General features: G+C 73.4%; 23 protein-coding genes. 11 read left to right on the top strand and 12 right to left on the bottom strand.

Going from position 1 to position 24,482, the window contains the following annotated elements:
- The first annotated feature begins 29 nt into the window (after positions 1 to 29).
- Positions 30 to 2,249 (top strand): NADP-dependent isocitrate dehydrogenase, encoded by a 2,220-nt coding sequence (locus BMY40_RS14375; RefSeq protein WP_093659424.1) that lies wholly within the window; start codon positions 30 to 32, stop codon positions 2,247 to 2,249.
- 168 nt (positions 2,250 to 2,417) lie between these two features.
- Here the strand turns inward: BMY40_RS14375 and BMY40_RS14370 are convergent, their stop codons facing one another.
- From BMY40_RS14370 to BMY40_RS14345, 6 genes are all read right to left on the bottom strand, one after another.
- Complete coding sequence (locus tag BMY40_RS14370) at positions 2,418 to 3,392, bottom strand: NADPH:quinone oxidoreductase family protein (RefSeq protein ID WP_093659422.1); 975 nt, start codon at positions 3,390 to 3,392, stop codon at positions 2,418 to 2,420.
- 48 nt (positions 3,393 to 3,440) lie between these two features.
- Positions 3,441 to 4,163: a histidine phosphatase family protein gene (locus tag BMY40_RS14365; RefSeq protein ID WP_093659420.1), complete on the bottom strand. Its 723-nt coding sequence runs from the start codon at positions 4,161 to 4,163 to the stop codon at positions 3,441 to 3,443.
- A gap of 67 nt (positions 4,164 to 4,230) precedes the next feature.
- Positions 4,231 to 5,331 (bottom strand): phosphotransferase family protein, encoded by a 1,101-nt coding sequence (locus BMY40_RS14360; RefSeq protein WP_093659418.1) that lies wholly within the window; start codon positions 5,329 to 5,331, stop codon positions 4,231 to 4,233.
- A gap of 1 nt (position 5,332) precedes the next feature.
- Positions 5,333 to 6,085 (bottom strand): SDR family oxidoreductase, encoded by a 753-nt coding sequence (locus tag BMY40_RS14355; protein ID WP_093659416.1) that lies wholly within the window; start codon positions 6,083 to 6,085, stop codon positions 5,333 to 5,335.
- 94 nt (positions 6,086 to 6,179) lie between these two features.
- Positions 6,180 to 7,394, bottom strand: a complete 1,215-nt coding sequence (locus BMY40_RS14350; protein ID WP_093659414.1) for an acyl-CoA dehydrogenase family protein — start codon at positions 7,392 to 7,394, stop codon at positions 6,180 to 6,182.
- A gap of 148 nt (positions 7,395 to 7,542) precedes the next feature.
- The gene (locus BMY40_RS14345) at positions 7,543 to 8,148 is read right to left on the bottom strand and encodes a TetR/AcrR family transcriptional regulator (protein ID WP_093659412.1); all 606 of its coding nucleotides are present in this window, start codon (positions 8,146 to 8,148) and stop codon (positions 7,543 to 7,545) included.
- Positions 8,149 to 8,538: 390 nt separating this feature from the next.
- Between BMY40_RS14345 and BMY40_RS14340 the strand changes: the two genes are divergently transcribed.
- The 5 genes from BMY40_RS14340 to BMY40_RS14320 all read left to right on the top strand — a co-directional run bounded on the left by BMY40_RS14340 (position 8,539) and on the right by BMY40_RS14320 (position 10,931).
- A complete protein-coding gene (locus BMY40_RS14340) occupies positions 8,539 to 8,955 on the top strand; it encodes a DUF1622 domain-containing protein (RefSeq protein ID WP_093659410.1) in 417 nt (138 codons plus the stop codon).
- A complete protein-coding gene (locus BMY40_RS14335) occupies positions 8,952 to 9,197 on the top strand; it encodes a hypothetical protein (protein ID WP_093659408.1) in 246 nt (81 codons plus the stop codon). Before BMY40_RS14340 ends, BMY40_RS14335 begins: the two co-directional genes overlap by 4 nt.
- 74 nt (positions 9,198 to 9,271) lie before the next feature.
- A complete protein-coding gene (locus BMY40_RS14330) occupies positions 9,272 to 9,802 on the top strand; it encodes a DUF421 domain-containing protein (RefSeq protein WP_093659406.1) in 531 nt (176 codons plus the stop codon).
- Between the two features lie 104 nt (positions 9,803 to 9,906).
- Entirely contained in the window at positions 9,907 to 10,359 is a 453-nt protein-coding gene (locus tag BMY40_RS14325; RefSeq protein WP_107436770.1) for an SPW repeat domain-containing protein, read from the top strand.
- Positions 10,356 to 10,931, top strand: coding sequence for a copper chaperone PCu(A)C domain-containing protein (locus BMY40_RS14320; protein ID WP_245770086.1), 576 nt, complete (start codon positions 10,356 to 10,358; stop codon positions 10,929 to 10,931). Before BMY40_RS14325 ends, BMY40_RS14320 begins: the two co-directional genes overlap by 4 nt.
- Here BMY40_RS14320 and BMY40_RS14315 read toward each other — a convergent pair.
- A complete protein-coding gene (locus tag BMY40_RS14315) occupies positions 10,889 to 11,599 on the bottom strand; it encodes a hypothetical protein (RefSeq protein WP_218158295.1) in 711 nt (236 codons plus the stop codon). The two genes, BMY40_RS14320 and BMY40_RS14315, sit on opposite strands and share 43 nt — an antisense overlap.
- A 230-nt stretch (positions 11,600 to 11,829) precedes the next feature.
- On the opposite strand from BMY40_RS14315, the gene BMY40_RS14310 reads away from it, so the two are divergent.
- The 4 genes from BMY40_RS14310 to BMY40_RS14295 all read left to right on the top strand — a co-directional run bounded on the left by BMY40_RS14310 (position 11,830) and on the right by BMY40_RS14295 (position 18,765).
- Positions 11,830 to 14,544: an ABC transporter substrate-binding protein gene (locus BMY40_RS14310; protein ID WP_093659400.1), complete on the top strand. Its 2,715-nt coding sequence runs from the start codon at positions 11,830 to 11,832 to the stop codon at positions 14,542 to 14,544.
- Positions 14,545 to 14,625: 81 nt separating this feature from the next.
- Entirely contained in the window at positions 14,626 to 15,876 is a 1,251-nt protein-coding gene (locus BMY40_RS14305) for a DUF1266 domain-containing protein (protein ID WP_093659398.1), read from the top strand.
- A 655-nt stretch (positions 15,877 to 16,531) separates the two neighbouring features.
- Complete coding sequence (locus BMY40_RS14300; RefSeq protein ID WP_093659396.1) at positions 16,532 to 17,755, top strand: cation:proton antiporter domain-containing protein; 1,224 nt, start codon at positions 16,532 to 16,534, stop codon at positions 17,753 to 17,755.
- Positions 17,752 to 18,765, top strand: a complete 1,014-nt coding sequence (locus tag BMY40_RS14295) for a potassium channel family protein (RefSeq protein WP_093659394.1) — start codon at positions 17,752 to 17,754, stop codon at positions 18,763 to 18,765. Before BMY40_RS14300 ends, BMY40_RS14295 begins: the two co-directional genes overlap by 4 nt.
- Before the next feature lie 30 nt (positions 18,766 to 18,795).
- Here BMY40_RS14295 and BMY40_RS14290 read toward each other — a convergent pair whose 3' ends face one another.
- The 4 genes from BMY40_RS14290 to BMY40_RS14275 all read right to left on the bottom strand — a co-directional run bounded on the left by BMY40_RS14290 (position 18,796) and on the right by BMY40_RS14275 (position 21,619).
- Complete coding sequence (locus BMY40_RS14290) at positions 18,796 to 19,698, bottom strand: F510_1955 family glycosylhydrolase (RefSeq protein ID WP_093659392.1); 903 nt, start codon at positions 19,696 to 19,698, stop codon at positions 18,796 to 18,798.
- Between the two features lie 149 nt (positions 19,699 to 19,847).
- Entirely contained in the window at positions 19,848 to 20,255 is a 408-nt protein-coding gene (locus BMY40_RS14285; protein WP_093659390.1) for a four-helix bundle copper-binding protein, read from the bottom strand.
- A 158-nt stretch (positions 20,256 to 20,413) separates the two neighbouring features.
- Positions 20,414 to 21,064 (bottom strand): DUF305 domain-containing protein, encoded by a 651-nt coding sequence (locus BMY40_RS14280; RefSeq protein ID WP_093659388.1) that lies wholly within the window; start codon positions 21,062 to 21,064, stop codon positions 20,414 to 20,416.
- 108 nt (positions 21,065 to 21,172) lie between these two features.
- Positions 21,173 to 21,619, bottom strand: a complete 447-nt coding sequence (locus tag BMY40_RS14275; RefSeq protein WP_342745075.1) for a DUF6153 family protein — start codon at positions 21,617 to 21,619, stop codon at positions 21,173 to 21,175.
- A 124-nt stretch (positions 21,620 to 21,743) separates the two neighbouring features.
- Between BMY40_RS14275 and BMY40_RS14270 the strand changes: the two genes are divergently transcribed.
- Positions 21,744 to 22,097: an ArsR/SmtB family transcription factor gene (locus BMY40_RS14270; protein ID WP_093659384.1), complete on the top strand. Its 354-nt coding sequence runs from the start codon at positions 21,744 to 21,746 to the stop codon at positions 22,095 to 22,097.
- Positions 22,098 to 22,197: 100 nt separating this feature from the next.
- Here BMY40_RS14270 and BMY40_RS14265 read toward each other — a convergent pair whose 3' ends face one another.
- Positions 22,198 to 23,565, bottom strand: coding sequence for an FAD-binding oxidoreductase (locus tag BMY40_RS14265; protein WP_093659569.1), 1,368 nt, complete (start codon positions 23,563 to 23,565; stop codon positions 22,198 to 22,200).
- Positions 23,566 to 24,482: the final 917 nt, after the last annotated feature.

Raw genomic sequence — 24,482 nt, 5'->3', positions numbered from 1 at the left:
AATGTTGCAGACGTGGAGCGGAGCACCCGGTGACTGACTCGACCATCATCTACACACAGACCGACGAGGCCCCGGCCCTGGCGACGTACTCTTTCCTGCCGGTGGTCAGGGCCTACGCCGCCAAGGCGGGTGTCGCCGTGGAGAGCCGCGACATCTCCCTGGCGGGGCGGATCATCGCGGTCTTCCCCGAGTACCTCAAGGAGGAGCAGCGCATCGGCGACGCGCTCACCGAGCTCGGCGAGCTGGCCAAGACCCCCCAGGCCAACATCATCAAGCTGCCGAACATCTCGGCCTCCATCCCGCAGCTCAAGGCCGCCATCGCCGAGCTCCAGGAGAAGGGCTACGCGCTGCCGGACTACCCCGACGACCCCAAGACCGACGAGGAGCGGGAGATCCGCGCCCGCTACGACAAGGTCAAGGGCAGCGCCGTCAACCCGGTGCTGCGCGAGGGCAACTCCGACCGCCGCGCCCCCGCCTCGGTGAAGAACTACGCCAAGACCCACCCGCACCGCATGGGCGCCTGGACCCCCGAGTCCAAGACGAACGTCGCGACCATGGGCGTGGACGACTTCCGCTCCACCGAGAAGTCCGCGGTCCTCGCCAAGGACGACGCCCTCCGCATCGAGCTGGTGGGCGACGACGGCTCCACCACCGTGCTGCGCGAGTCCGTACCCGTGCTCGCCGGCGAGGTCGTGGACGCGGCCGTCATGCGGGTGGCCGCGCTGCGCGAGTTCCTCAAGGAGCAGGTCGCCCGCGCCAAGGCCGAGGGCGTGCTGTTCTCGGTGCACCTGAAGGCCACCATGATGAAGGTCTCCGACCCGATCATCTTCGGCCACGTGGTGCGGGCCTTCTTCCCGAAGACCTTCGCCGAGTACGGCCAGACCCTCGCCGCCGCCGGCCTCACCCCGAACGACGGCCTCGGCGGCATCCTCAAGGGCCTGGAGTCGCTGCCCGAGGGCGCGAAGATCAAGGAGTCCTTCGAGGCCGAGCTGGCCGAGGGCCCCGAGCTGGCCATGGTCGACTCCGACCGCGGCATCACCAACCTGCACGTCCCCAGCGACGTCATCGTCGACGCCTCCATGCCGGCCATGATCCGCACCTCCGGCCACATGTGGGGCCCCGACGGCCAGGAGCACGACACCCTCGCGGTCCTGCCCGACAGCTCCTACTCCGGCGTCTACCAGGCCGTCATCGACGACTGCCGCGCCAACGGCGCCTTCGACCCGGCCACCATGGGCTCGGTGCCCAACGTCGGCCTGATGGCGCAGAAGGCCGAGGAGTACGGCAGCCACGACAAGACCTTCGAGATCCCCGCCACCGGCACCGTCCGGGTGACCGACGGCGACGGCAACGTCGTGCTGGAGCAGACGGTCGGTGCCGGCGACATCTTCCGCATGTGCCAGACCAAGGACGCCCCGATCAGGGACTGGGTCAAGCTGGCCGTCACCCGCGCCCGCGCCACCGGCGCCCCGGCGGTGTTCTGGCTGGACGAGACCCGCGCCCACGACGCCATGCTGATCGAGAAGGTCCGCACCTACCTGGCCGAGCACGACACCGAGGGTCTGCAGATCGAGATCATGGCGCCGGTGGAGGCCACGAAGTTCTCCCTGGAGCGCATCCGCCGCGGCGAGGACACCATCTCGGTCACCGGCAACGTGCTGCGCGACTACCTCACCGACCTGTTCCCGATCCTCGAGCTGGGTACGAGCGCCAAGATGCTCTCCGTCGTCCCGCTGATGAACGGCGGCGGCCTGTTCGAGACCGGCGCCGGCGGCTCCGCGCCCAAGCACGTCCAGCAGCTGGTCAAGGAGAACTACCTGCGCTGGGACAGCCTGGGCGAGTTCCTGGCCCTGGCGGTCAGCTTCGAGCACCTCGCGCAGACCACGGGCAACGCCAAGGCACAGGTGCTGGCCGACACCCTCGACCGGGCCACGGCCACCTTCCTCAACGAGGACAAGTCGCCCACCCGCCGCATCGGCGGCATCGACAACCGCGGCAGCCACTTCTACCTGGCGCTGTACTGGGCGCAGGAGCTGGCGAAGCAGACCGACGACGCCGAGCTCGCGCAGGCCTTCGGCCCGCTGGCGCAGGAGCTGACCGAGCAGGAGCAGACGATCGTCGGCGAGCTGGTGGCCGTCCAGGGCTCCCCGGCCGACATCGGCGGCTACTACCGGCCCGACGACGACAAGGCCTCGGCCGTGATGCGCCCGTCGGAGACCTTCAACCGGGCCCTGGCGAGCCTGGCCTGACACGGCGGGCGCGGGGGCTGTTCCTCCGCACCCGCGCCCTTCCCGTGACGCCGCCCCGGCCGGACTCCTCGTCCGGCCGGGGCGGCCTTCCGTATCCCCCGGGGGCGTGAGCCCGGCGGGCGCCGCCGGTACGCCCGGCCCGCCCGTGCGCTCACTCCGTCCGTGCGCTCAGTCCTCCCGCACCCGCAGGACGACCTTGCCCGCCGCGCCGCGCCCGTCGAGCTCGCGCAGCGCGTCCGCGGCCCCCTCCAGGGGGTGGACGGAGCCGACCAGCGGGTCGAGCGCACCGCTCTCCAGATGGGGCAGGATCTCCTCCCACTGCTCGCGCAGGTACTCCGGCCGGGGCAGCCAGAAGGCGCCCCAGCCCACCCCGACGACCTCGATGTTGTTCAGCAGCAGCCGGTTGACCTTCACGGTGGGGATCTCCCCGCCCGTGAAGCCGACCACCAGCAGGCGTCCCTCCGGGGCGAGGCTGCGCAGCGAGTCGGTGAAGCGGTCCCCGCCGACCGGGTCGAGGACGACGTCGGCGCCCCGCCCTCCGGTCAGCTCCGCCACCGACTGCCGGAATCCCTCGGCGAGCACCGTCTCGTGGGCCCCGGCCCGGCGGGCGACCTCCGCCTTGGCCTCGGTGGAGACCACCGCGATCACCCGCGCCCCCAGGGCGCGCGCCAGCTGCACCGCCGCCGTGCCCACGCCGCCCGCGGCCCCGTGCACCAGCACCGTCTCGCCCGCGCGCAGCCGCCCCCGGCGGGCCAGCGCGAAGTGGACCGTCAGGTAGTTCATCGGCACCCCGGCGCCGGCCGTGAACGACAGCCGCTCCGGCAGCGGGAAGACGACCGACGGGTCGGCCGCCACCCGTTCCGCGAAACCCCCGAAACCGGGGAAGGCGGCCACCCGGTCGCCCGGCGCCAGGCCGCTGCCCTCGGGGGCGCTGCGGACGGTGCCGGCCACCTCCGAGCCGGGCACGAACGGCGGCTCGGGCCTGAGCTGGTACTGCCCGCGGGTCAGCAGGACGTCCGGGTAGGTGACGCCCGCGGCGTGGACGTCGACGAGCACCTGGCCCGGAGCCGGCCGCGGGTCGCCGGTGTCGGCGACCCGTACGGCGCCGGGGCCGTCCAGGGACACCACCTGTACTGCGCGCATGGGGACGGGGATTCCTTCCGGGAGAGCGGACGATCGGGGAGCGGCGGGTCAGCGGTAGGTGAGCAGCGCGCGCCGGTCCCCGGTGAAGTGCGCATGGTCGTTGAAGGCCAGCAGGCTGATGCCGGAGGAGCCTGCCGCGAGGGTGGTGATCGCCGCGTTGACGGCGACCCGGTTCAGCGCCACGACCCCGGCGGGCGGCGCGGACAGCAGCCCCCCGCACAGGGCCGCCAGCACCCCGCCGGAGGTGACCACCACCGCGTCGCGCCCGGGCCCGAGTCCGGCGGCCAGCTCCCGCAGCGCGCCGGCGGCGCCGGAGGCGAACCGCTGCCAGCCGCCCTCGCCCGTGTCCGCCATCCACGCTTCGAGGGCCCGGTCGAGGACCGCCTGCACGCCTCGCGAACCACCGCGCGAGGCGGCGCGCGAGCCGGCGGGGACGTCGGTGGATGCTTCGGTGGAGGTGTCGGCGGACAGGCCCTGCGGGACGGAGCCGCCGTAGCGTCCGACGAGGTCGATGTGGTCGTACTCGTTCCACCGCGGATCGGTGCGCGGCGCCCCGCGCAGCCCGGCGGTCCTCACGATGATCTCCGCCGTGTCGCGCTGCCGGGCCAGGGTGCCGCAGACCACGACCGGATCGCGCGGCGCGCGCCGGGCCAGCTCGGCCCCGGCGACCTCCGCCTGCCTGCGCCCGAGGTCCGACAGCACGTCGTACCCCTCGGCCGTGTCGGCGCCGAACGTGGCCTGGCCGTGGCGGACCAGATGGATGACCGGCATCGCTGCCCTCCTGCCGTCGAAGTGCCGTCGAACTGCTCGCCGTGCTGCCGGGACCCGCGGCCGCCGCTCAGCGGCCCGCCCGGGCGATGGCGCGGCGGCAGCGCCGGTCGAGGTAGTGCACCGCCAGCCACAGGTTCCGGAACGCCGGGTTGCGGGTCTGCCCGTGGTGGTAGCGGTAGTAGATCTGCTGGGCGATCGCGGCCAGCCGGAACAGGCCGAAGACCTCGTAGAAGGTCCAGTCGCCGACCGGCAGCCCGGTGCGCTCGCGGTAGCGCTCGACGATCTCGGCGCGGGTGAGCATGCCGGGCAGGTGGCTGGGCTGGCGCCGGGTGGCCCGCGCGATCCGGTCGTCGTCGGCCTGTACCCAGTAGGCGAGCGCGCTGCCCAGGTCCATCAGCGGGTCGCCGAGGGTGGCCATCTCCCAGTCCAGGACACCGGTCACACGCAGGTCCCCGGGGTCCAGGACGATGTTGTCCAGCCGCCAGTCGTTGTGGATCACACAGGTGGCCACGTCGTCGGGCCGGTTGTCGGCGAGCCAGGACGTCACCCTGCCGAAGCGCGGGGTGTTCCAGGTGCGGGCCTGGGCGTAGCGGCGGGTCCAGCCCTCCACCTGGCGCCGGACGTACCCCGTCCCCCTGCCCAGGTCGCCCAGGCCGGCGGCCCGGGCGTCCACGCGGTGGAGGTCGGCGAGGGTGTCGACGAAGGTCTCCGAGAGCCGGCGCGCCCGCGCACGGTCCAGCGTCAGGCCCTCGGGGAGGCGGCCGCGCAGGATCAGACCGGGCACGCGGTCCATGACGTAGAAGTCGCCGCCGATGACCTCCGGATCCCGGCACAGGGCGCGCACGGCCGGCACGTACGGGAAGACCGGCCGCAACCGCTCCTGCACGCGGTACTCGCGGGCCATGTCGTGCGCCGAGGAGGCCTTGCGCCCGGCCGGCGGGCGGCGCAGCACCAGCTCGGCGCCCGGATAGCGCAGCAGGTAGGTGAGGTTGGAGGCGCCGCCGGAGAACTGGGTGACCTCCGGGGTGCCGGTGAGGCCGTCCAGCCGCTCCTTGAGCCAGGCGTCCACCCGGGCGACGTCGAAGGCGTCCTCGGCGCGTACGGCACGCCGGCCGGACCGGGAGGCGGGCGGGCCGGGGGGTTCGGGGGAGGCGGGGGAGCGGCTCATCTCAGCTCATCCTCGCCACGACGCCCAGGGGCAGCCGGCGCATGGCGAAGCCCATGGGCACCCAGGGCCAGGCGGGCACCTTCGCCTGGGCGCGTTCGGCCTCGATGGCCTTCACCATGGCGCGCACCCCCTTCTCGGTGGAGACCATCAGCGGCGTCCGGCCCGCCGACCCGCTCATCTCGGAGGCGATGTAGCCGGGGAAGAGGGTGGTGACCTTGATCGGGGTGCGCAGCAGCTCGGCGCGGATGCCCTCGGCGAGGGCCGCGACGCCGGCCTTGCTGGCCGCGTACGTGGTGAGGTTGCGGGGCAGGCCGCGCATGGCGCTCATCGAGGAGACGACGACCAGATGGCCGGCCCCCTGGTCGCGGAAGACCTCCACGGCGGCTTCGCACTGGGCGAGCGCGGCGGTGAAGTTGGTCTGCGCGGTCTGGAGGTTGGCGTCGAAGCGCCCGGTGCCGATCGGTTGGCCCTTGCCCAGACCGGCGTTGACCACGACCCGGTCCAGGGAGCCCAGGTCGGCGCGGAAGGCGCGGAAGACCTCGAAGACGGCGCCGTGGTCGTTGACGTCCAGCGCGCGTACCGAGACGGTGATGCCGGGGTGGGCGGCCAGCAGCTCCTCGCGCAGCCGCTCCAGGCGGTCGGTGCGGCGGGCGCACAGGGCGAGGTCGCGCCCCCTGGCGGCGAACTCGCGGGCCATCTGCTCGCCCAGCCCGGCGCTGGCCCCGGTGATGAGGATGTTCTTGCGGGTGCTCATGCCGTGTGCTCCTGTGTGTCTTCCGTCGTGTTCCCCGCCCTGCCCCCGGCGCCCTTCGCGGCGGCGGCGGGCCGGGCCGGTGTCGCCTCCCCGCTCACGGCCGCTCCCGGTGGCGGGAGAGCTCCAGCTTCGCGACGACGCCCAGGTGCACCTCGTCGGGCCCGTCGGCCAGGCGCAGCGCGCGGGCGGCGGCCAGGAAGCCGGCCAGCGGGGTGTCGTCGGACAGTCCCGCCCCGCCGTGCAGCTGGACGGCCATGTCGACGACCTCCTGCGCCATGGCGGGCACGGCCGCCTTGACCTGGGAGAGCTGCCCGAGGGCCCCGAGTGGCCCGGCGGTGTCCAGCAGCCACGCGGCGTGGAGCACCTGCAGGCGTGCCCGGTCGATCGCGATGCGGGCCCGGGCGATGCGCTCCCGGTTGCCGCCGAGGTTGGCCAGCGGCTTGCCGAACGCGGTGCGGGAGACGGCACGGCGGCAGGCCAGCTCCAGGGCGCGCTCGGCCATTCCGATCAGACGCATGCAGTGGTGGATGCGGCCGGGGCCCAGCCTGCCCTGGGCGATCTCGAAGCCGCGGCCCGGCCCGCCGATGATCGCGCTGCTCGGCAGGCGCACACCGGTGAAGGACACCTCGCCGTGGCCGTAGGGCTCGTCCAGATAGCCGAGCACCGGCAGCATCCGCTCGATCCGCACCCCGGGGGTGTCCAGGGGCACCAGCACCATCGAGTGCCGACGGTGGCGGTGGGCGCCGGGGTCCGTCAGCCCCATGAAGATCACGAAGCGGCAGTCGGGGTGCCCGATTCCGGTGCTCCACCACTTGCGCCCGTCGAGCACCACCTCGTCCCCGTCCAGGACGGCGGTCGCCTCCATGTTGGAGGCGTCCGAGGAGGCTACCTCCGGCTCGGTCATGCAGAACGCCGAGCGGATGCGCCCGTCCAGCAGGGGCTCCAGCCACCGCTCGCGCTGCTCGTCGCTGCCGTGGTGCAGCAGGACCTCGGCGTTGCCGGTGTCGGGGGCGTTGCAGTTGAACACCTCGGGCGCGATGAGGGAGCGGCCCATCACCTCGGCCACCGGCGCGTACTCCACCACGCCCAGCCCGGCGCCGTGGCGCGTGTCGGGCAGGAAGAGGTTCCACAGGCCCTGCTCGCGGGCCCTGGCCTTGAGCTCCCCGACCAGCGGCGGGACCGCCCACCGGTCGGCCCGGCCGCGCAGGGCGCCGAGGTACTCGCGTTCGCGGGGGATGATCTCGGTGTCGACGAACCCGGCGACGCGCTCGACGTACTCCCGAGCCCGCGGCGAGTGGGCGAAGTCCACGGCCGGCTCCTTGCTGAAGGGTGCCCGGGGCGTCCGGGGCGGTGTCGTTGCGACGGCGAGCGTAGCCAACATACTGAGCAGTACTCAATAGCGGTGGCGCGGGGTGGCCCGGATCACCTTCCGTCCCGCGCCCGGCGGGTGGGGACGGTCAGCGGGGCTGGACGAGCGGCGCACCCAGTGGTGCGAGCAGCCGGCCGAGGCCGTCCACGAGGAAGCCCACCAGTTCCTCGGCCGCCACCTCCTCCCCGGCCCCGATCGCCATCTCCTCCGCCATCGCCAGCCAGCCGCGCACCGCGAGCCGCACCAGCGGGTCGGGGGAGGGATCGCCCAGCGCCGTCAGGATCCGCTCGGCCAGTGTGGCGCGGATGTCCTCGAACACCTCCACCACCAGATCGTCCCCACCGGCTCCGGCGCGCACCAGGGCCACGTAGTTGGCGCGGCGGCGCCGCACGAAGCCGGTGAAACCCCCGACCACGGCGCGCACCCGCTCCTCGGGCCCGCCCTCCTCCGGCAGGCGCGCGTGCCGCAGCAGCCGCTGCCCGGCGGCCCGGACCACCGCGGCGTAGTAGTCGCGCTTGGTCGGGAAGTAGTGGAAGAGCAGGCCGCGCGAGATGCCCGCCTCGGCGGCCACCTCGTGGACCGACAGTTCGTGGACGGGGCGGTCGGCCAGCAGTCTCAGCCCGATGCCGATCAGCTGCCCGCGCCGGTCCTCGGCGCTCAGGCGCACCCGGGCGCGGACGGGATCGGCGGTCATGGGGGTGACGGTAACCCGCCGCCGCGCACCCGGTAAACATCCGCCCGACGGTGCCGCCCGCCCGCGCCTGTACGGGGGCGGGCGGGTATGGGAAGGCGCCGGCCAGGACGGGGGGGAACCTGGCCGGCGCCGGTCTGAGGTGCGGGCGCCGGGGACGGCGGTCGCCTTCGCGGCGAATGGCACTGCGAGGCTTCAGCCGGACGATCGTCCTCGCAGGCGGTGGGTGAGGCCCGGGGACACTGTCCCGCCCTCCGGCACCCGCGACGAGTACAACCGGCCGAACACCGCGGACATTCCGCGCCGGAGTGAGCGAATCCGGATCAAATCCGATGATGTGCGTCACATCGGCCGCCCGTGGAATGAGCGGACCGGTGCGGGTACTCGCGGATCATGGACACAACCGCCGAGCTGCTGCCCGAGTCCGCGCTGAGAGAAGCGGTCGACCTCCTGGTGAGGCTGGTGGAGGCGGCGGGCGCCCTGATCATCTTCGTGGGCGCCGTCTGGGCGTTCGGACGCTTCCTTCTCACCATGGTGCGCGGAGCCGGCCCGGACCGCAGGTTCAACAGGATCCGGCTCACCCTGGGGCGTTTCCTGGCGCTCGGCCTGGAGTTCCAGCTCGCCGGAGACGTCCTGCGCACGGCCGTCGCCCCGAGCTTCACCGAGATCGGGCAGCTCGCCGCGATCGCGGCGATCCGCACCGCCCTGAACTTCTTCCTCAGCCGGGAGATCGCGGCCGAGCGCGCCGAGATCGAACGCGAGCGCCGCAAGGAGACGGACGGCTCCCGCGCCCCCGCGGAACCGGTATGACCACCGTCCTGGACCTGGCGGCGCTGGCCACCACCGCCTTCGGGCTGGTGGCCGCCGCGGTGGTGCTCGCGTCGGCGAGGCGGCTCGTGCCGGCGCTGGCCGTCCTCCTCGACTTCCTGACCGCGGCGGGACTGCTGCGGCTGGCCGGCGACCCGGACTGGAGCACCATCGCGGCGGCCGCCGCCGTGATCGCCGTCCGCAAGCTGGTCACCGCCGGTCTGCGCGCCTCGCAGCCAGGCTGACCTCGCGGATACCGGCTCGGTCACAGGGCGGCGCAGACACGTTGCGGAACGGAACCGCGGGGTAGTCGTGCCCGATGTTCTTCGACACCGAATACGACCTGCTGCGTGTGGCCGTCATGGCCGCGTGCTCCTACGCGGCCCTGATCGCGGCGGTGCGGCTCTCGGGCAAACGCACGCTGGCGAAGATGAACGCGTTCGACCTGGTGGTCACCGTGGCCCTGGGCTCGACGCTGGCCACCATCCTGCTCAACGCGACCGTCTCCCTCGCCGAGGGGGCGCTTGCCCTGGCCCTGCTGGTGGCCCTCCAGTTCGTCAGCGCCTGGACGGCGGTGCGCTCCCGCCGCTTCCGGCGGCTGGTCAAGGCCGAACCGACCCTGCTGCTGAGTGACGGACGCATGCTCGACGAGGCGATGGCCCGGCAGCGCGTCACCGAGAGCGAGGTGCTCCAGGCGATCCGCTCCCAGGGGATCGGCTCGGTCGAGGAGGTCGCCGCGGTGGTGCTGGAGACCGACGGCAAGTTCAGTGTGATCACCCGCTCCCAGGCCGGCTCGGGCAGCTCCCTGTCGGACGTCGGGGAAGCGGCCGGGACACGGACGGCAGGGTGATCCCGGAAAGGAAGCCGCCGAACGGAGCCGGGGCGGGTGCGCGCACCGGGCGAATCGCCGCGAACGGCACCAAGATGGTCTGGAAGATCCCGTAAGGAGTTCCCATGGCTCGTCATTCCTCCCCACGCGGACCGGCAGCCGCCCGGGGCGCCGCACCCGCGCCCGGCCCCACCGGCGTGCGGGACCAGCTCGTGACCGGCCTGATGATGCTGGCCGGCATCTGGCTGGTCCTGGCCTCGTGGTTCCTCAGGTACCCCTTCAGCGACGCCGCCGTCGACGCCCAGCGCAACGAGACCGGCGTCGGCATCGTGCTGCTGCTCACCGCATCCGCCCGGATCGTACGCCCGCGCGGGTGGCTGTCGGATCTGATCGTCCTGCTCCTGGGCCTGTGGCTGCTGGTCGCACCCGCCCTGGTCGACTACGGCGGCCCGGAGAACACCCCCCGGGCGGCCCAGGCCAACGAGGTCGTCATGGGCATCGTGCTCGTGGTGCTGGCCCTGGTGAGCATGCTGCTGCTGTTCCGGGCACGCCGCATGAGCCCGGAGGAGGCCAGGTGAACGGAGTGCCGTCCCGGACCCCGCGCGCTCTGCGCCGTGTGCTGGCCCCGCTGTTGGCGGCCGTCCTCGCGTTCACGGCCGCGGGGTGCGGGGGAGGAGAGGGCGATGAGCCGGGCGGGATCGCGGGTCCGGGCGAGGTGGACTCGCCGGGGGCCAACGCGGCGATCGGCTCGGTCCTGGTGCGCTACGCCCATCTGGCCGAGCCGACGGACGGGCCGTGGCAGGTCGGCAGCGACGTGCCCCTGTACGCGCAGCTGTACGACCGGGAGCCGCCGGCCGACCGGCTGGTCGCGGCCGAGTCGCCGGCGGCGGAGTCCGTCGAGATCGTCGCCCAGGGCGGCGAGGTGGTCGAGGGCGGGGTGGAGCTGAGCCCGGACAAGTCGGTCGGTCTGGAGGAGGGCGGGACCTATCTGGTGCTGCGCGATGTGCGGCAGCGGATCCGGGGCGGCGACTTCGTGTGGGTGACCCTCCACTTCGAGGACGCCGGCTCGCTGTCCATGCAGGTCCCCGCGCAGACGCCCACCTACGATCAGGAGTCCTCGCCCCCTCCGCTGCCCACCCTCACCGGGTGACCACCGGTGGTGCGCGACTCCAGGAAGTAGGCCCCCAGGCTGCCCGCGAGGGTGGCGAAGACGGCGACGGAGTAGACCGCCAGCACGATCTCCAGAACCTTGGGGAAGGTGCCGGGCCGGTCCAGCGGCTCTCCGGTGACGGTGGCCAGCGCGGTGGCGTGCAGCGCCTCGCCCAGGGACCGGTAGGAGCCGAACTCGTACAGCAACTCGCCGCTGCCCAGGACGGTGATCGCCGAGACGGCCGCCAGCCAGCCGATCCGGTCGCCGAGCACCCGGCGCGCCGAGCGGGAGGAGCGCACCACCGAGGAGAGCACCCGGCCGGTGCGCAGCATCCGAACCGAGTGCGCCAGCCGCAGCACCCTCAGGAAGGGCAGCACCAGGAAGAGCAGCTGCCACCAGTTGCGGCGCCAGAAGGCCCTGGTGTCGGGAGCGATGAGCAGCCGGGCGAGGAACTCCGCGGCGAACACCGCCCACAGCAGCCAGCCGGCCACGGCCATGACAGTGCTCAGCGCACTTCCGGGCCGGGCCAGCCGCTCGCCCAGCACGAGCAGCAGGAACAGCACGCCCAGCGCGCTCATCACCGGAGTCGCGCGGTCCAGCAGCTCCTGGGCGAGCCGCTCGCGTTCGGAACGGGGACGGGAGGACGGACGGGAAGGCAGAGCAGGCACACCGCAGCCCTTCCCCCTGCGCGGCCGCGCACTCGCGCCGCTTCCGCCGGTCGAACGCCCTCCGTCCAGCACACCGCCCCGCACCCTGCCTCGTCCCCCGGCCCCGGGCCCGGGCCGACGGGGGAACCGGCCGGACCGCTTGCGGCAAAGCGCTTGTGACGGGCGGAGCACAGTCGGTAACTTCTCACACCCCGGACCGGGGGGAGACACGCGAAAACCGGGGGCCCTTGATGGCGACGCCTGCACCCAACCGCTTTCCGGACGACACCGGAGCGGACATATTCGTCCGCGAGTACCCCACCGCCGTGGTGCCCGACGCACCGGGCTACCTGACCACCAGGCCGCCGCTGCTCGTCCTCCACGTGCCGGGGCACGGGGAGGAGTACGAGATCCGCGTCCGCAGGGTCATCAACGCACTGGTGGACCCGCTGAGCGACGGCGGCAAACTGGTTCCCTACGCCATCCTGCAGGCGGGTTCCGACGGCGACCTGCTGGCCGGGGAGGCGGGCAAGCAGCTCACGTTCGGCATCCCCGGGAACATGACCCCCGACCGCTTCCCCGACTTCGAGCTGCTGCGGGACACCGTCGCCTACGTCCGCGAGCACCCCGGGGACTGGACGGCCCCCGCCGCGAAGGAACTCCGGGACCACGCGTACCGCAGGCGGGCCGAACGCGGCGGGCTGCCCGGCCTGCTGTGGTCGCTCGGCGGGAAGGAGGCCCCGCCTGCCACGGGTCTGCGGGGCTGGCTGCTGAGGACGTGGTGGCTGAGTCTGACCAGGACGCTGCCCCGGTGGCTGTGGGCCCGGCGCAAGACGGCACGGCTGGTCAGACCCGGGCGCCTCTCCCTCAACCGCCGCTCCCGCTGGCTCGGCACGGAGCTGAACGTCCGCCGCAGCGGCGAGGACCTCTTCGGGGTGATGGACGCGGTGGCGGCCCGCCAGGCGCCGCGGCTGGCGCTCCCCGCGGACCACCCGCGCCACGCGGAGGCGCTCCAGGCCGTCGACCGGCTCCTGCTGCGCGCACTCCTGGAGGACCTGGGCAGACCCTCGGTCGGCCGCGTCCTGCCCAAGCGCCGACGGCGCAGGGCGCGCCCGGTGATCCTGCTGGAGATGCCCAGGGACGCGGCGGACGGGGCCCAGGCGGCCGAACGCTTCCTGCGCTCCTTCCGGCAGGCGGGCGCCACGGTCGGCGGCCCCGGACCGCTGGTCGTCGCGGTCGGCCGGATCTCCGGGACGCTCCGGGCGGAGCTGGACCCGGAGGAGTGCAACCTCTCCCAGGCCGGTCTGCTCCTGCACGAGGACGCCCACCGCCCGGTGTGGGTCGGCCTGCGGGAGGAGCCCTTCTCCCGCGCCGGGCTGCCCGTGCGCAGGGTCTCCCCGAGGCGCTTCCGGCTCAGCTGGCGCACCCAGACGTCGGTGCTGGCCGGGAGCACGGCGCTGGCCGTCTCCCTGCTGGGCGTCGGCGGCGTCGAACTGCTCTCCGGCCCGGAGCGGGACACCGGGTGCGCCGGCGGCGGCACCGCCGCGGTGGCCGAACTGGCCGAGCCGGTCCCCGTCGAGCCCAAGAAGTGGTACGACGAGATGCGCGAGGTGATCGACCGGCAGAACGCCAGGGCCGTGCGGTTCGCCGAGGAGGAGGACCGCACCGTCCGCACGGTGGTCCACTTCGGTTCGGACGAGCCGACGGACCGCACAGACACCCTGTTCGACGGAACCATCCCCGAGCTGCGCGGCATCGCCATGTGGCAGGGCCAGATACTGCGCGAGGCGGGCGCCGACGAGTCGCTCGTGCCCCTGGTCGTGGACGTCCGCACCACCGGGAAGGGTTTCAAGGACGCGGCCGCCGAGGCCCGCGAACTGGTCGAGGAGGTGAGGGAGGCCGACCGGCGGGGCGTCCGGAACCACGAGACGGTCGTCGGGGTCCTGGGGTTCGCGCAGAGCAAGGAGGCCACCAGGGACGCGCTGGACATCCTGGAGTCGGCGGACATCCCCGTGGTGGGCACCACCGCCACCGCGGACGAGATGCTGGTCAGCCAGACCTACTGGCCCTTCACCCCGCTCAACAGCGACGAAGCGCGGATGGCGGCGGAGTTCGCCACGACGTCGAACATCGTGGCGAGGCCGGAGGGGGCGGACGGCTGCGTCCCGGCCCGGCACGCCGTCGTGGTCCAGAACTCCGACGACCTGTACAGCGCCAGTCTGGCGGGCAAGTTCACGAAGTGGTTCCCGGGCGACGAGCAACTGGTCAACTTCTCCCAGGAGGGCGCGTTCGGGACCGCCCCGCCCGGCAGTCCCAACGTGACCACTGCGGCACAACTGGCCGGCACCGTCTGCGAGATGCTCGGCTCGGCGGGCGGGGACCCGATCGTCTACTGGTCGGCGCGGGCCAGGGACTTCACCGCCTTCGTCAACGCCTTCGACAAGCAGGGCACCTGCGTGAAGGACGGCCTGACGGTGCTGGGCGGCAACGAGCTGACGAACGTCGCGCTGACCGGCGAGTACGCCGACAAGGCGTGGCTGCGCCTGTACCACTCCGCCCACCGACTGCCCACCACCGACAAGCGGGCGAGCTGGAGGACGCAGCGGTTCGCCCGGGAGTACGACGCGCTCGTCGGCGGGCCGTCGAAGGCGGACCCCTGGCGCCACGACGGGCACTCCGCGGTGTCCTACGACGCCTTCCACATGCTCTCCCAGGCGGTGGACGGCGCCCGTTCGGGCCGGGACGTCCACCGCAGCGCGGTCCTCGCCGTGCTGCGCGGCGGCGTCTCCTTCGAGGGCGCCACCGGCTACGTCCACCGGCCCCTGTCCCCGAACAGGCCGCCGGCGGACAAGACGCTGGTGCTGCTGAGGCAGACGGACGGCGGGCCGGTGGTCGTGGGGGTGTGCGGGGCCTACGAGGGAGGCGTGAAGAGCCAGGACCAGGGACCGCTGTGCGCGGCGGACTAGGCGTACCGCTCAGGGCGGTGCGACCGGCCGCGCCGCCCTGTACCCGAAGGTAACCGGATCACTCTGTAGAGTGATTCCGCGATGGACACGTGGAGCGGAACGGCCGCCGGGAAGACGGCGGCGGGGGAGATACGGGGCGGACCGGCGCACATACCGTGGCAGCCGCCCACCGACGTCGAGCAGCGGCTGTACGAGGCGAGGACGCGCGGCGACTGGAGCGCCTACCTCGAGGTCCTGGCCGGGGCCAGGCTCTTCCACGCCGTACCCCGGTCGTGGGCGGACGCCAATCCGGGGTTCTTCACCTTCTTCCCCTACTGGGACCCCAGGGCTCGCAGGCACTGCGTGGCGGTCCTGACGGAGGGGATGCTGCCCTGCCCGGCACCGGACCCGGTGTTCCTGGAGCGTCCGCTGAAGGGGTACGCCGAGTGGTGGCCGGACTCCGGCCGGTGGCTGGCGGTCAACCCGGGAAGCCCCTGCGAGGCGTACTTCGCCGCCACTCCCGAGCACCGGCGGACATGGGCGGAGCACGCGGCGAGGGTCCCCCGGAACGCGGGGAGGGGCACGCTGCGCACCCTGCGGGTCGGCGGGGTGCGCCAGGGGCCCGTGGCACGCGGCCTGGCCTGCGGCGCCCTGCTGTGCGTGTCCAACGGCTCCCTGTGGAACGCCATGGGGTGGCACGGTACGGGCTACGCCGGCGAACGGGAGCGGCTGGCCGACTGGTGGGGCATCACCACCCGCGAGGAGTGGGCGTCGGCCCAGCAGCGGCTTCTGCGGGGCGAGGCGAGCGACCCGGCCTGGGAGTTCGTGCTGGAGGTCCGCCGGGCGATCGCCCGCGAGTACGGCGGACCGGTCGGGATCGACCACTGGCGCCGGATCGTCGACCGCTTCGTGCGCGCACGCGCCGGACAGGCGGCGGCCGCCCCCGGCGCCGACCGCCCCGACCCGGAGGCGGAGACCCGCAGGCTCCAGCGGCTCATCGGCCGCATCGTGCGCTACGAGGCCCGCTTCCGCGCGGACGGACTGCTGGCCGGGAACGGGTACGTCACCTCCGTCCTCGCCTGGGACTACGGCCGGGCCTCGAAGATGGCCCGCTGGGGCCTGGGCGCCCGCTTCTGCGACGTGGCCGAGGCCGAGCAGGCCGTGGTGCGGGCGGGCCGGGTCAGCCAGGTCGCCTACGACTCCTGGGAGTCCTTCTCGGCCGGCTACGTCCTCGGCCGCTGCCTGCACTTCGACGAGGAGGAGTTCGGCGACTGGTACCAGGAGATGCTGGCCGCCCACCGGGTCCTGACCACCGATCCGGCCGGCCCCTGGCGCACCATCCCCTGGAAGTGACGGCCCGCCGGGCGCGTGGGCGGGCGTGCGCGGGCGCATGTGCGGGCGGGGCCCGGTCACCGGGCCCCGCCCGCGTCCTCGGGGGGAGGCGTGTCGCTCGCAGTGGTGTTCTGGTGTGCCGGGAACCTCCTACATCTCGGCCCGCCGGGGCAGGAGCCGGCCTTCCCGGTGGCGTGCCCGCTCCCGCCGGAGCGGGCAGACGGCCGTGCGGGGTCCGCCGGGGCCCCGCCGCTGCCGTGGGATGCGGCGGCCCCGATGAGCGGCGCGATCACTCGAGTCGGCTGCCCTCAAGGGTTTCTCCTCTCCTCAGTGCGACCCGCCGTCGCGGCTTCCTGACGGACCGGGTTTCCGCTGACGGACCGTCAGAAAGCCGGGCTTCGACGGAGAACGCCCGACACCACCCCTTCGGGTGAGACGGCGCTGCTCCTCCGTACCGGAGGCGAACACTTGTAGGACGTCCACGGCACCCGCAGGGCGCCCCCGGGACGGCGAGGCGACCGTTTCCGCCCTGAACGTCCGGCCCGGTGCCCCGTCCGGTGCTTCCGCGGCCCGCCCGGGCGCTCCGGCCGCCCGCTCACCCGGACGCCCTCGCCCACCGGAGGGCCGGTGTGGCTACCGGTGCATGACAAGAACGGAGCAGGGCAGCCGCAGGGACATGCTGGACAGACTCCTGACCGTCACCGCCGCCCTCGCCCTGATGTTCGCGGTGTTCTCCGTGCGCATCCAGCGCGCCCCGCTGAGCGGGCCGATGCTGGCGCTGCTGGCCGGGATCGCCTTCGGGCCCGAGGTGCTGGGCGTCCTCGACCTGCCCACCGTGGTGGAGGGGCACAGGGAACTGCACGAGTTCTCCCGGCTGCTCCTGGCGGTGTCGGTGATGGCGATCGCCCTGCGCTACCCGTTCCGCGACGTGCGCTCCAGGGTGAAACCGGTGACCGTGCTGCTGGTGGCCGCCATGCTGGGGATGGCGCTGATCACCACGGCGCTGTCGGCCGCCGTCCTCGGGGTCGGCCTCGGCGCGGCGGCGCTGCTGGGCGCTGCCCTGTGCCCCACCGACCCGGTGCTCGCCTCCAGCGTGGTCACCGGCGAACCGGCCGAGAAGGCGATCACCGCCCGCACCCGGCAGGTGCTCTCCCTGGAGTCGGGCGCCAACGACGGTCTCGCCCTGCCCCTGGTGCTGGCCGCGGTGGCGATCGCCGGAACCCTGAGCGGCACCGACGCGCTGCTGGAATCCCTGTGGCAGGTGCTGGGCGCGGTCGCCTTCGGAACGGTGGCGGGCGTGCTGGGGGGCAGGGCGCTGCGCAGCGCGGAGGAGCACCGGACCGTCCAGTCCGGCCCCCTGCTCGTCTACACCCTGCTGCTGGCCCTCCTCGTCCTCGGGGCGGCCGGGCTGATGCGCCTGGACGGCGTCCTCGCCGTCTTCGTCAGCGGACTGGCCTTCAACGCGACGAGCTCGGTCAGCGAGCGCGCGGACGAGGACAAGAACGACGAGGCGGTCAACCGCTTCCTCGTCCTGCCGCTGTTCGTCGTGCTCGGTGCCATGATCCCGTGGCGCGAGTGGGGCGAACTGGGCTGGTGGCGCTGCGTCCTGCTGGTCCTGGGAGTCCTGCTGCTGCGCCGCCTGCCGGTCCTGCTGGCGCTGAAGCGGCCGCTCTCACTGACCTGGCGCGACACCCTCTTCATGGGCTGGTTCGGCCCCATCGGCGTCTCGGCCCTGTTCTACCTGACCATGGAGGCCCACCGGCTCGGCGCCGACCCGGTGGTACTGGCCGCCGGAACGCTGGTCATCGCCGCCAGCACCGTCGCGCACGGCGTCACCACCGCACCCGGCCTGTCCCTCTACGCCAGGGCGGGCGAGAGGAGCGGTGAGGCGGCGCGATGAACGTGCTGACGACGGTGGCCGGCTGCGCCCTGGTCGTCCTGGCGCTGGCCGACGCGGTGATCACCTCGCTGTCGATGGTCACGGGCACCGGCCCGGTCGGCGGCCGGACGGCCAGAGGGGTGTGGCGGGCCCTCCTGGCCCTCCAGGCCCGGGTGCCGCGCGGGACACGGCTGCTGGAGTGGAGCGGGACGCTCACCCTGCTGGCCACCTTCCTGACCTGGACGGCACTGCTGTGGGCCGGATGGTGGCTGGTGTTCGCCTCCCACGACGAGGCCGTCGTCACCTCCGTCACCGCAGTGCCCGCCGACGGCTGGGCACGGGTGTACTTCACCGGCTACACCGTCTTCACCCTGGGCATCGGCGACTACGTCCCCGGCACCGCCTGGGCCCAGGTGGCCACCACCGTCGCCTCCCTGTCGGGACTGTTCCTGGTCACCCTCTCCATCACCTACCTGGTGCAGGTGGTCCAGGCGGTGGTCCACAAGCGCGTCCTGGCCGAGCAGATCCACGCCCTGGGGCGGGACGCCGCCGCCGTCATCGCCGGGGGATGGACCGGGGACGGCTTCAGCTCCATGTTCAACCAGCACCTGGTCTCCCTGACCGCCCCGCTGCTGCGCATGGGCGAGCAGCACCTGGCCTACCCGGTCGTCCACTACTTCCACTCCGCCTCGCTCCACAAGGCCCCCGCCCCGGCCGTCGCCGTCCTCGACGACACCCTGCTGCTGCTGTGCGCCGGCGCCGCTCCCGGGGCCCGGCCCGACCCGGCGGCCACCGGCCCCCTGCTGTCCGCGGTGGACCAGGTGCTGGACACCCTGCGGGGGCAGTTCTTCAGCCGGGCCGAACACGAACGTCCCGCGCCCCCGCTGTCGGTGCTGCGGCAGGCGGGCGTCCCCGTGGTCGGCGAGGAGCGGTACGCCGCCGGTGTCCGGGAGCACGCCCGGCGGCGGCGCAGCGTGCGCGGGTTCCTCTACAGCGACGGGTGGCGGGACGACCGCGGCGACCGGGGATGAGGCCCCTCCACCGCCCTCCGGCGGGAAGCCCTAGTGGGCGCCCTCGGACAGGGCCAGGCGCTCGGTGAAGGTCTTCCCGCCGTCGCGGGACTCGTAGACGCCGCCGGCGGTGGCGGCCAGGACGCGCTCGGGGGTGACCGCGGTCAGCGCCTGCGCCTGCCCGCCGGGCACCGTGCCGGTCTCCGTCCAGTTCTCGCCGCCGTCGGTGCTGCGGTGCACCGTGCCCTGGGGACCGATCCCGTACAGCCCGTCCTCCCCGGCCCAGGACAGGTACGCCAGCACCGGTTCGGCGCCGTCGGCGAAGGTCTCGCCGCCGTCGGTGCTGCGGGCGACGCCGCCGGCGGTGGTGGCCAGTACGGTGCCGGGGTCCTCGGGGCTGACGGCGATGTCCAGGGCGGACAGTTCGGCCCGCTCGTCCCAGTCCTCGCCGTTCTCGCTGACACGCAGCATCCCGTGGGTGCTGTCATAGCCGTAGACGGTGCCGCCGACCTGCTCCAGGGCATGGAAGTCGACCTCGCCGGCCAGCGAGAGGGCCTTCCAGGTCCTCCCCGCGTCGGTGCTCCTGATCAGGCCCCGGTTGGCGGGCTCGTCGCTGCCCTCGGCCGGGTGGCCGCTGCCGAGGAAGGTGTCCGGTCCGGCGACGGTGAACCCCATGTAGTCGGCGGTGTCGCCCATGCGCTCGGTGGAGCCGTCGCCGTCGACGGCGAGGACGCCGCGGTGGGTGGCGACGTAGAGCTTTCCGTCCCCGGGGTTGATGCCCAGGCCGTGGATGTGGCCGACGCCTGCTCCACCGTCGTGGGAGTGCCCGGCGGAGGAGTCCTGGTGGTCGTCCTCGTCCGCGCCGCCCGAGCAGCCGGCCAGGACGGCCGCCAGCAGGGCCGTCGCGGCGGCCAGGGAGCGGGGACGGGGACGGGAGCGGAAACGGACGGGCATCGGGGGATCCTGTGGTCGGTGGGTGCGGTGCCACCCGCCAATCTACGCCGACGGCCGCCGGGCCCGGCGGGGAGGGTGCCGGCCCGCCCGTGCGCGGCGCCGCCCCGGCCGCGGGGGCCGGGGCGGCGGGGAACGCGGCCTCCTCGGTCTCAGAGGGTCGCCAGCAGCTCGTTGCAGGCCTGCTCGCAGCGGCGGCAGGCCTCGGCGCAGACACGGCAGTGCTCGTGCATGTCGGCGTGGCGCTCGCACTCGTCCGCGCAGGACTTGCAGACCATGGCGCAGGCCTGGAGCTGGGCGCGGGTGATGTTGGCGTCGTAGCCGGTGTGCCGGGACAGGATCTTGCCGGTGGCCTCGCAGATGTCCGCGCAGTCCAGGTTGGTGCGGATGCACTTGCGCAGCTCGGCGACCATGTCCTCCGACAGGCAGGCGTCCGCGCACGCCGTACAGGCCTGCGAGCAGTCGAAGCACTCGGAGATGCAGCGTTCCATGGCCTCGCGGTTCACACCGCCGAGGTCGGCCGGGTAGGTACGCAGCATCTCGCTGACCATCGTCGTCATGGTTGTCCCCTTTCACGCGGTTTTGTTCGGTCCTGCGGACTCCGGTGCGGAGCGGCCGGAGAGCCCGCGATGCCGTGCGGACGGGTAACACCCCGAAGCGGTTGGTAAACCGGGGACCGGGACCCGTGCCACACGGATCCCGGTCCCCGGAGCCGGCCCTACTTCCGGCCGAGCAGCTTCTCCATCGTGTCGATCTCGGCGTTCTGGGCGGTGACGATGTCGTCGGCCATGGCCTTCGCCGGGCCGTAGGAGCCGTTCTCCTTCTGGTCCTCGGCCATGGCCACCGCACCCTTGTGGTGCTCGATCATCATCTCCAGGAAGGCGGTGTCGAACGCCTTGCCGGAGGACTTCTCCAGCTCCGACATCTCCTCGGGGGTCATCATCCCGCTCGTCCCGTGGGAGCCGTGGCCGGAGTGGTCCGTCCCGGCCGTGCCCTCCGTCTCCGGGGGCACCTGCTCACCCCAGGACTCCAGCCATCCGGACATGGTCTCGATCTCCGGGTCCTGGGCCTTCCTGATCTCGGCCGCCAGGTCCTTGACCTCCTGCGAGGCGGCCCGGGTCTCGGCCATGTCGGCCATCACCACCGCCTGCCGGTGGTGGGGGATCATCCCCTGGGCGAAGGAGACGTCGGCGGCGTTGTGGGAGCCGGCCGAGGCCGGGGCGGAGGCGCCCGCGGCGGGCTTGCCGTCGTGGCCGCCGTGGCCCGCGGGAGAGGGCTCCTGGGAACCGCAGGCGGTCAGGACGGCGGCGGCGGTCGCGGCGGTCACCGCGAGAGCGGCGCGGCGCAGGGCGTAGCGGTGTGCGGTCATGGTGATACGGACTCCTGCTGTGGGAGGGAAACCCCGGAGGCGGGGCGTGAAGGGCGCGTCGCGCGCGGTACCGGACCCGGGGCGGGGCGGGGCCGCGCGGAGGCGCGCCTATATGCGCAGGAGTTGCAGTTCGCTCAGTGACGGAGGGGCGCGGCCGGCCAGGGCCGCAGAGGGCGCCGGCCCCGCTGCGGCCGCATCCGCGGCCGGGGCGGCGGCGGAGGCGAGGAGCGTGGGCAGTACGGGCGGGCCGGAGGTGCCCACGGCCGCGCAGGTGGCGTCGGCGTGGTTCGGGTGCCCGTCCGTCCCGTGGTCCGGGTGCGCGCAGGCATCCCCCGCGGCGCCGCCCGGGGAACCGTGCGCGGCGGTGCCCGCGTCCGCGGGCATCGCGTGGCCGGCCGCGAGGGCGGTACTACGAGGAGCGTCCGACGGGACGGCCGCACCGAACGGGCCCAGGCCGTGCATGGCCACGACTCCGGCCAGCACCGCCAGAACCAGCAGCACCATGCGGACCCGGGCCCGGTGGGGGCGGATCGGTGGATGCGGTCGCCGGTTCACGCGGGCATTCTACGGCCACGCCGCCACGCGAACCGTGAGCGGGGTGCACACGGACGGTGACCGGGGCGGTTCCGCGGGCCGTGCGACCTGGTCCGGTTGATTCGACATGTGTCAACATAAGGGCATGTCGAACACGAAGGCGTCGCCGGTTCCGAAGGTGGAGCCGTGCTGCCCGCCGCTGACCGAGCGCCCGCTGACGGCCGAGGAGGCCGAGCGGACCGCCGCGATGTTCAAGGCGCTGGGCGATCCGGTGCGGCTGCGGCTGTTCTCCCTGGTGGCCTCGCACGACGGCGGCGAGGCCTGCGTGTGCGACATCTCCGACGTCGGCGTCTCCCAGCCCACCGTCAGCCACCACCTGAAGAAGCTCCGCGAGGCCGGTCTGCTCACCTCCGAGCGCCGCGGCACCTGGGTGTACTACCGCGTCGATCCGTCGGTGCTCGCCGCCCTGGGACGGTCCCTGGTCTCCGCGGAGACCTGACCGCCCTGCCCGGGCGGCCGGGCGTCACAGGGCGAGGCCGCGGTCGGCGAGGACCTCTCCGCCCGTGCGCCGGCCGACGCCGGGCGAGCGCGGCGCGGCGTCAGCGGGGCCTGATGTTGTGGTTGAGCCGGAAGACGTTGCCGGGATCGTACTCGGCCTTGACCGCGGCCAGCCGCCGGTGGTTGTCCGGCCCGAATCCGGCGACGACGCGGTCCTCGCCCTCGTGGCCGATGAAGTTGAGGTAGACCGCGCCGGTCGACCAGGGCCTGACGTCGGCACGCACGTCGTGGGCCCACCGCCTGACGCGTTCGTCGTCGGCCGGGTCCTCCCACAGCCCGAAGGGGTGGACCACCCACGGCGCCCGCCGCCAGGGGATGGGGTGGTCCCCCGGGCCCCGCGCGACCGCGCCGCCCTGGGGGAAGAGCACGTGCTGGGACGGCGAGGGCACGAGCAGGTCGCCGGCGCGGGCGCAGAAGGCCTCCACGGCCGGGTCCGGGAAGGAGGCCAGGTACTCGGCCGACCAGTAGTTCCGGTAACCGGGCGGGTCGTCGAGCATGCACTGCAGGTCGGCGTAGGACAGCTCGGTGATCATCTCGGCGTCGTGGTCCATGTCGAGTACGGGCTCGGCGACGTCGCGCATCTCCTGCATCCCGCCCGCGTAGGTGACCAGCACCGCGCAGGCGAGCTCCCCGGCCATGTCCGCGGGAACGAACTCCTCGGGCGGCGCGGTCAGGTAGATGAGCCCCCCGCCGACCTCGTCCGGGGCGGACTCCATGAAGCCGCGGTAGGTCCGCGCCACCTCCGGGCCCGCCTCGGGCCGCCACATCAGCAGGGCCGCGGTCACCACCGGGAGCGGGTGCAGCCGGAGGGTGAACGAGGTGGCCACGCCGAAGTTGCCGCCACCGCCGTGCAGCGCCCAGAACAGCTCCGGATTCTCCTGCCCGCTCGCGCGCACGGTGCGGCCGTCCGCGGTGACCAGCTCGACGGACAGCAGGTTGTCGCTCGCCAGACCGAACCTGCGGTCCAGCCAGCCCGACCCGCCGCCCAGCACGAACCCGCCCACCCCGGTGGTGGAGACCCGGCCGCCGGTCGTCGCCAGACCGTACGGCTCGGCGGCCCGGTCCAGATGGCTCATGACGGCGCCGCCGCCGACCCGCACGGTGCGCCTGCCGGGGTCGACCACGACCGTGTGCATGCGCCGCAGGTCGATGACGATGCCGCCCTCGGTCAGCGCCATGCCCGCGACGCTGTGCCCGCCGCCGCGGACCGCGATCTCCAGGCCGTTCTCCCGCCCGAAGCGGATCGCCTCGGCCACGTCGCGTTCGGTCCCGCACTGGGCGATGACGGCGGGGCGCCGGTCGATCATCGAGTTGAAGACCTTGCGGGCCTCGTCGTAGGACGCGTCGCCGGGAGTGAGGACACCGCCGGCGAAGCCGGTGCGGAGGTCGGTGAGAGCCGTGTCGCGCATGTCGTGGGTCACCGTGCAGCTCCCTTCCCGGGGCACTGGCAAGCCTCATCCCCACCGTAGCTCCGAGCCGGCCCCTCCGGTGTCCCGGCCGGTCCTCCGTCCGCCGGGCGGAGGCCGCGTACGAAATCGATCATGGGACGTTCATAAATAAACAACAGAGGGGCGGGAAGTGGACGGGGTGCAAACGCGGACACACTCGCCCGTCTGCCGGGGAACGCGAGGTCAGCGTGTGTATCCGGGGTGCGCCGATGACACCATGTTGACGCTGTGTCGAATTATTAACAACGTGAGAAAAAATGTGTTCTTTTGATGCGTGGCTCGTGTGTTCCCTGCTAAGGTCATGCCCGTTCCAGGACGCAGCGGGGGCCTGGAGTGGTGTTTCATCTCTGAAAACGCGGAGGTGGAGGTCAGTGACCGCCGAGACACTCACGGGAGCTCCTGGCATATTCGGTTCGAGCGGTTCGTCGGGGGATGGCCCGAGGCTCTTTCCCCGCGGTGCCGGTGCCGGTGCCGCGGAGGCCGGGGCGCCCGGCCGGGCGCCGGCGGCCGGGGGGTGCCGTGAGGCGGTGGGCGGCGGGTCGCGCCGGCGGCCCGTGCAGGTCGCTCCGCCCCCTCGCGGCGGAGGCCGGTCACCCGGCCTGTTACCCGGGACCTCCGGCCTCTGAGAAGGATGGCACGGGGGTTACCGCATCGTTGACGATACGTCAGAAGTATTGATACAAGGCCCAGTTGGCCGACCCGGTCGGCCGGTCCGGGCTGTTCGGCGGCCGGGAGGCCGACGGCGGGGCGGAGCCCCCGGTCCGCCGGACGGGGGCGCCCTTCACCTCTTTCCGGAGTCCCGGCCGAAGCCTTCTTCCCCGGTCGTTCCGCTCGGTGGCGGGCCGTCCGCGTCCGCCAGCCCGGGGCGGTTCGCGGGC

This window comes from Streptomyces radiopugnans (assembly GCF_900110735.1).
Taxonomy (GTDB): Bacteria; Actinomycetota; Actinomycetes; order Streptomycetales; family Streptomycetaceae; genus Streptomyces; species Streptomyces radiopugnans.
Note: the sequence above shows the minus strand (reverse complement) of the source record. Positions and strands in the feature narration are given on the sequence as shown.

What these genes read in the sequence shown, in the direction of transcription:
- BMY40_RS14370 (WP_093659422.1), bottom strand. Translation starts at nt 3,392, where the DNA reads ATGCGCGCAGTACAGGTGGTGTCCCTGGACGGCCCCGGCGCCGTACGG.
- BMY40_RS14365 (WP_093659420.1), bottom strand. Translation starts at nt 4,163, where the DNA reads ATGCCGGTCATCCATCTGGTCCGCCACGGCCAGGCCACGTTCGGCGCC.
- BMY40_RS14360 (WP_093659418.1), bottom strand. Translation starts at nt 5,331, where the DNA reads ATGAGCCGCTCCCCCGCCTCCCCCGAACCCCCCGGCCCGCCCGCCTCC.
- BMY40_RS14355 (WP_093659416.1), bottom strand. Translation starts at nt 6,085, where the DNA reads ATGAGCACCCGCAAGAACATCCTCATCACCGGGGCCAGCGCCGGGCTG.
- BMY40_RS14345 (WP_093659412.1), bottom strand. Translation starts at nt 8,148, where the DNA reads ATGACCGCCGATCCCGTCCGCGCCCGGGTGCGCCTGAGCGCCGAGGAC.
- BMY40_RS14340 (WP_093659410.1), top strand. Translation starts at nt 8,539, where the DNA reads ATGGACACAACCGCCGAGCTGCTGCCCGAGTCCGCGCTGAGAGAAGCG.
- BMY40_RS14335 (WP_093659408.1), top strand. Translation starts at nt 8,952, where the DNA reads ATGACCACCGTCCTGGACCTGGCGGCGCTGGCCACCACCGCCTTCGGG.
- BMY40_RS14330 (WP_093659406.1), top strand. Translation starts at nt 9,272, where the DNA reads ATGTTCTTCGACACCGAATACGACCTGCTGCGTGTGGCCGTCATGGCC.
- BMY40_RS14325 (WP_107436770.1), top strand. Translation starts at nt 9,907, where the DNA reads ATGGCTCGTCATTCCTCCCCACGCGGACCGGCAGCCGCCCGGGGCGCC.
- BMY40_RS14310 (WP_093659400.1), top strand. Translation starts at nt 11,830, where the DNA reads ATGGCGACGCCTGCACCCAACCGCTTTCCGGACGACACCGGAGCGGAC.
- BMY40_RS14305 (WP_093659398.1), top strand. Translation starts at nt 14,626, where the DNA reads ATGGACACGTGGAGCGGAACGGCCGCCGGGAAGACGGCGGCGGGGGAG.
- BMY40_RS14300 (WP_093659396.1), top strand. Translation starts at nt 16,532, where the DNA reads ATGCTGGACAGACTCCTGACCGTCACCGCCGCCCTCGCCCTGATGTTC.
- BMY40_RS14295 (WP_093659394.1), top strand. Translation starts at nt 17,752, where the DNA reads ATGAACGTGCTGACGACGGTGGCCGGCTGCGCCCTGGTCGTCCTGGCG.
- BMY40_RS14290 (WP_093659392.1), bottom strand. Translation starts at nt 19,698, where the DNA reads ATGCCCGTCCGTTTCCGCTCCCGTCCCCGTCCCCGCTCCCTGGCCGCC.
- BMY40_RS14285 (WP_093659390.1), bottom strand. Translation starts at nt 20,255, where the DNA reads ATGACGACGATGGTCAGCGAGATGCTGCGTACCTACCCGGCCGACCTC.
- BMY40_RS14280 (WP_093659388.1), bottom strand. Translation starts at nt 21,064, where the DNA reads ATGACCGCACACCGCTACGCCCTGCGCCGCGCCGCTCTCGCGGTGACC.
- BMY40_RS14270 (WP_093659384.1), top strand. Translation starts at nt 21,744, where the DNA reads ATGTCGAACACGAAGGCGTCGCCGGTTCCGAAGGTGGAGCCGTGCTGC.
- BMY40_RS14265 (WP_093659569.1), bottom strand. Translation starts at nt 23,565, where the DNA reads ATGCGCGACACGGCTCTCACCGACCTCCGCACCGGCTTCGCCGGCGGT.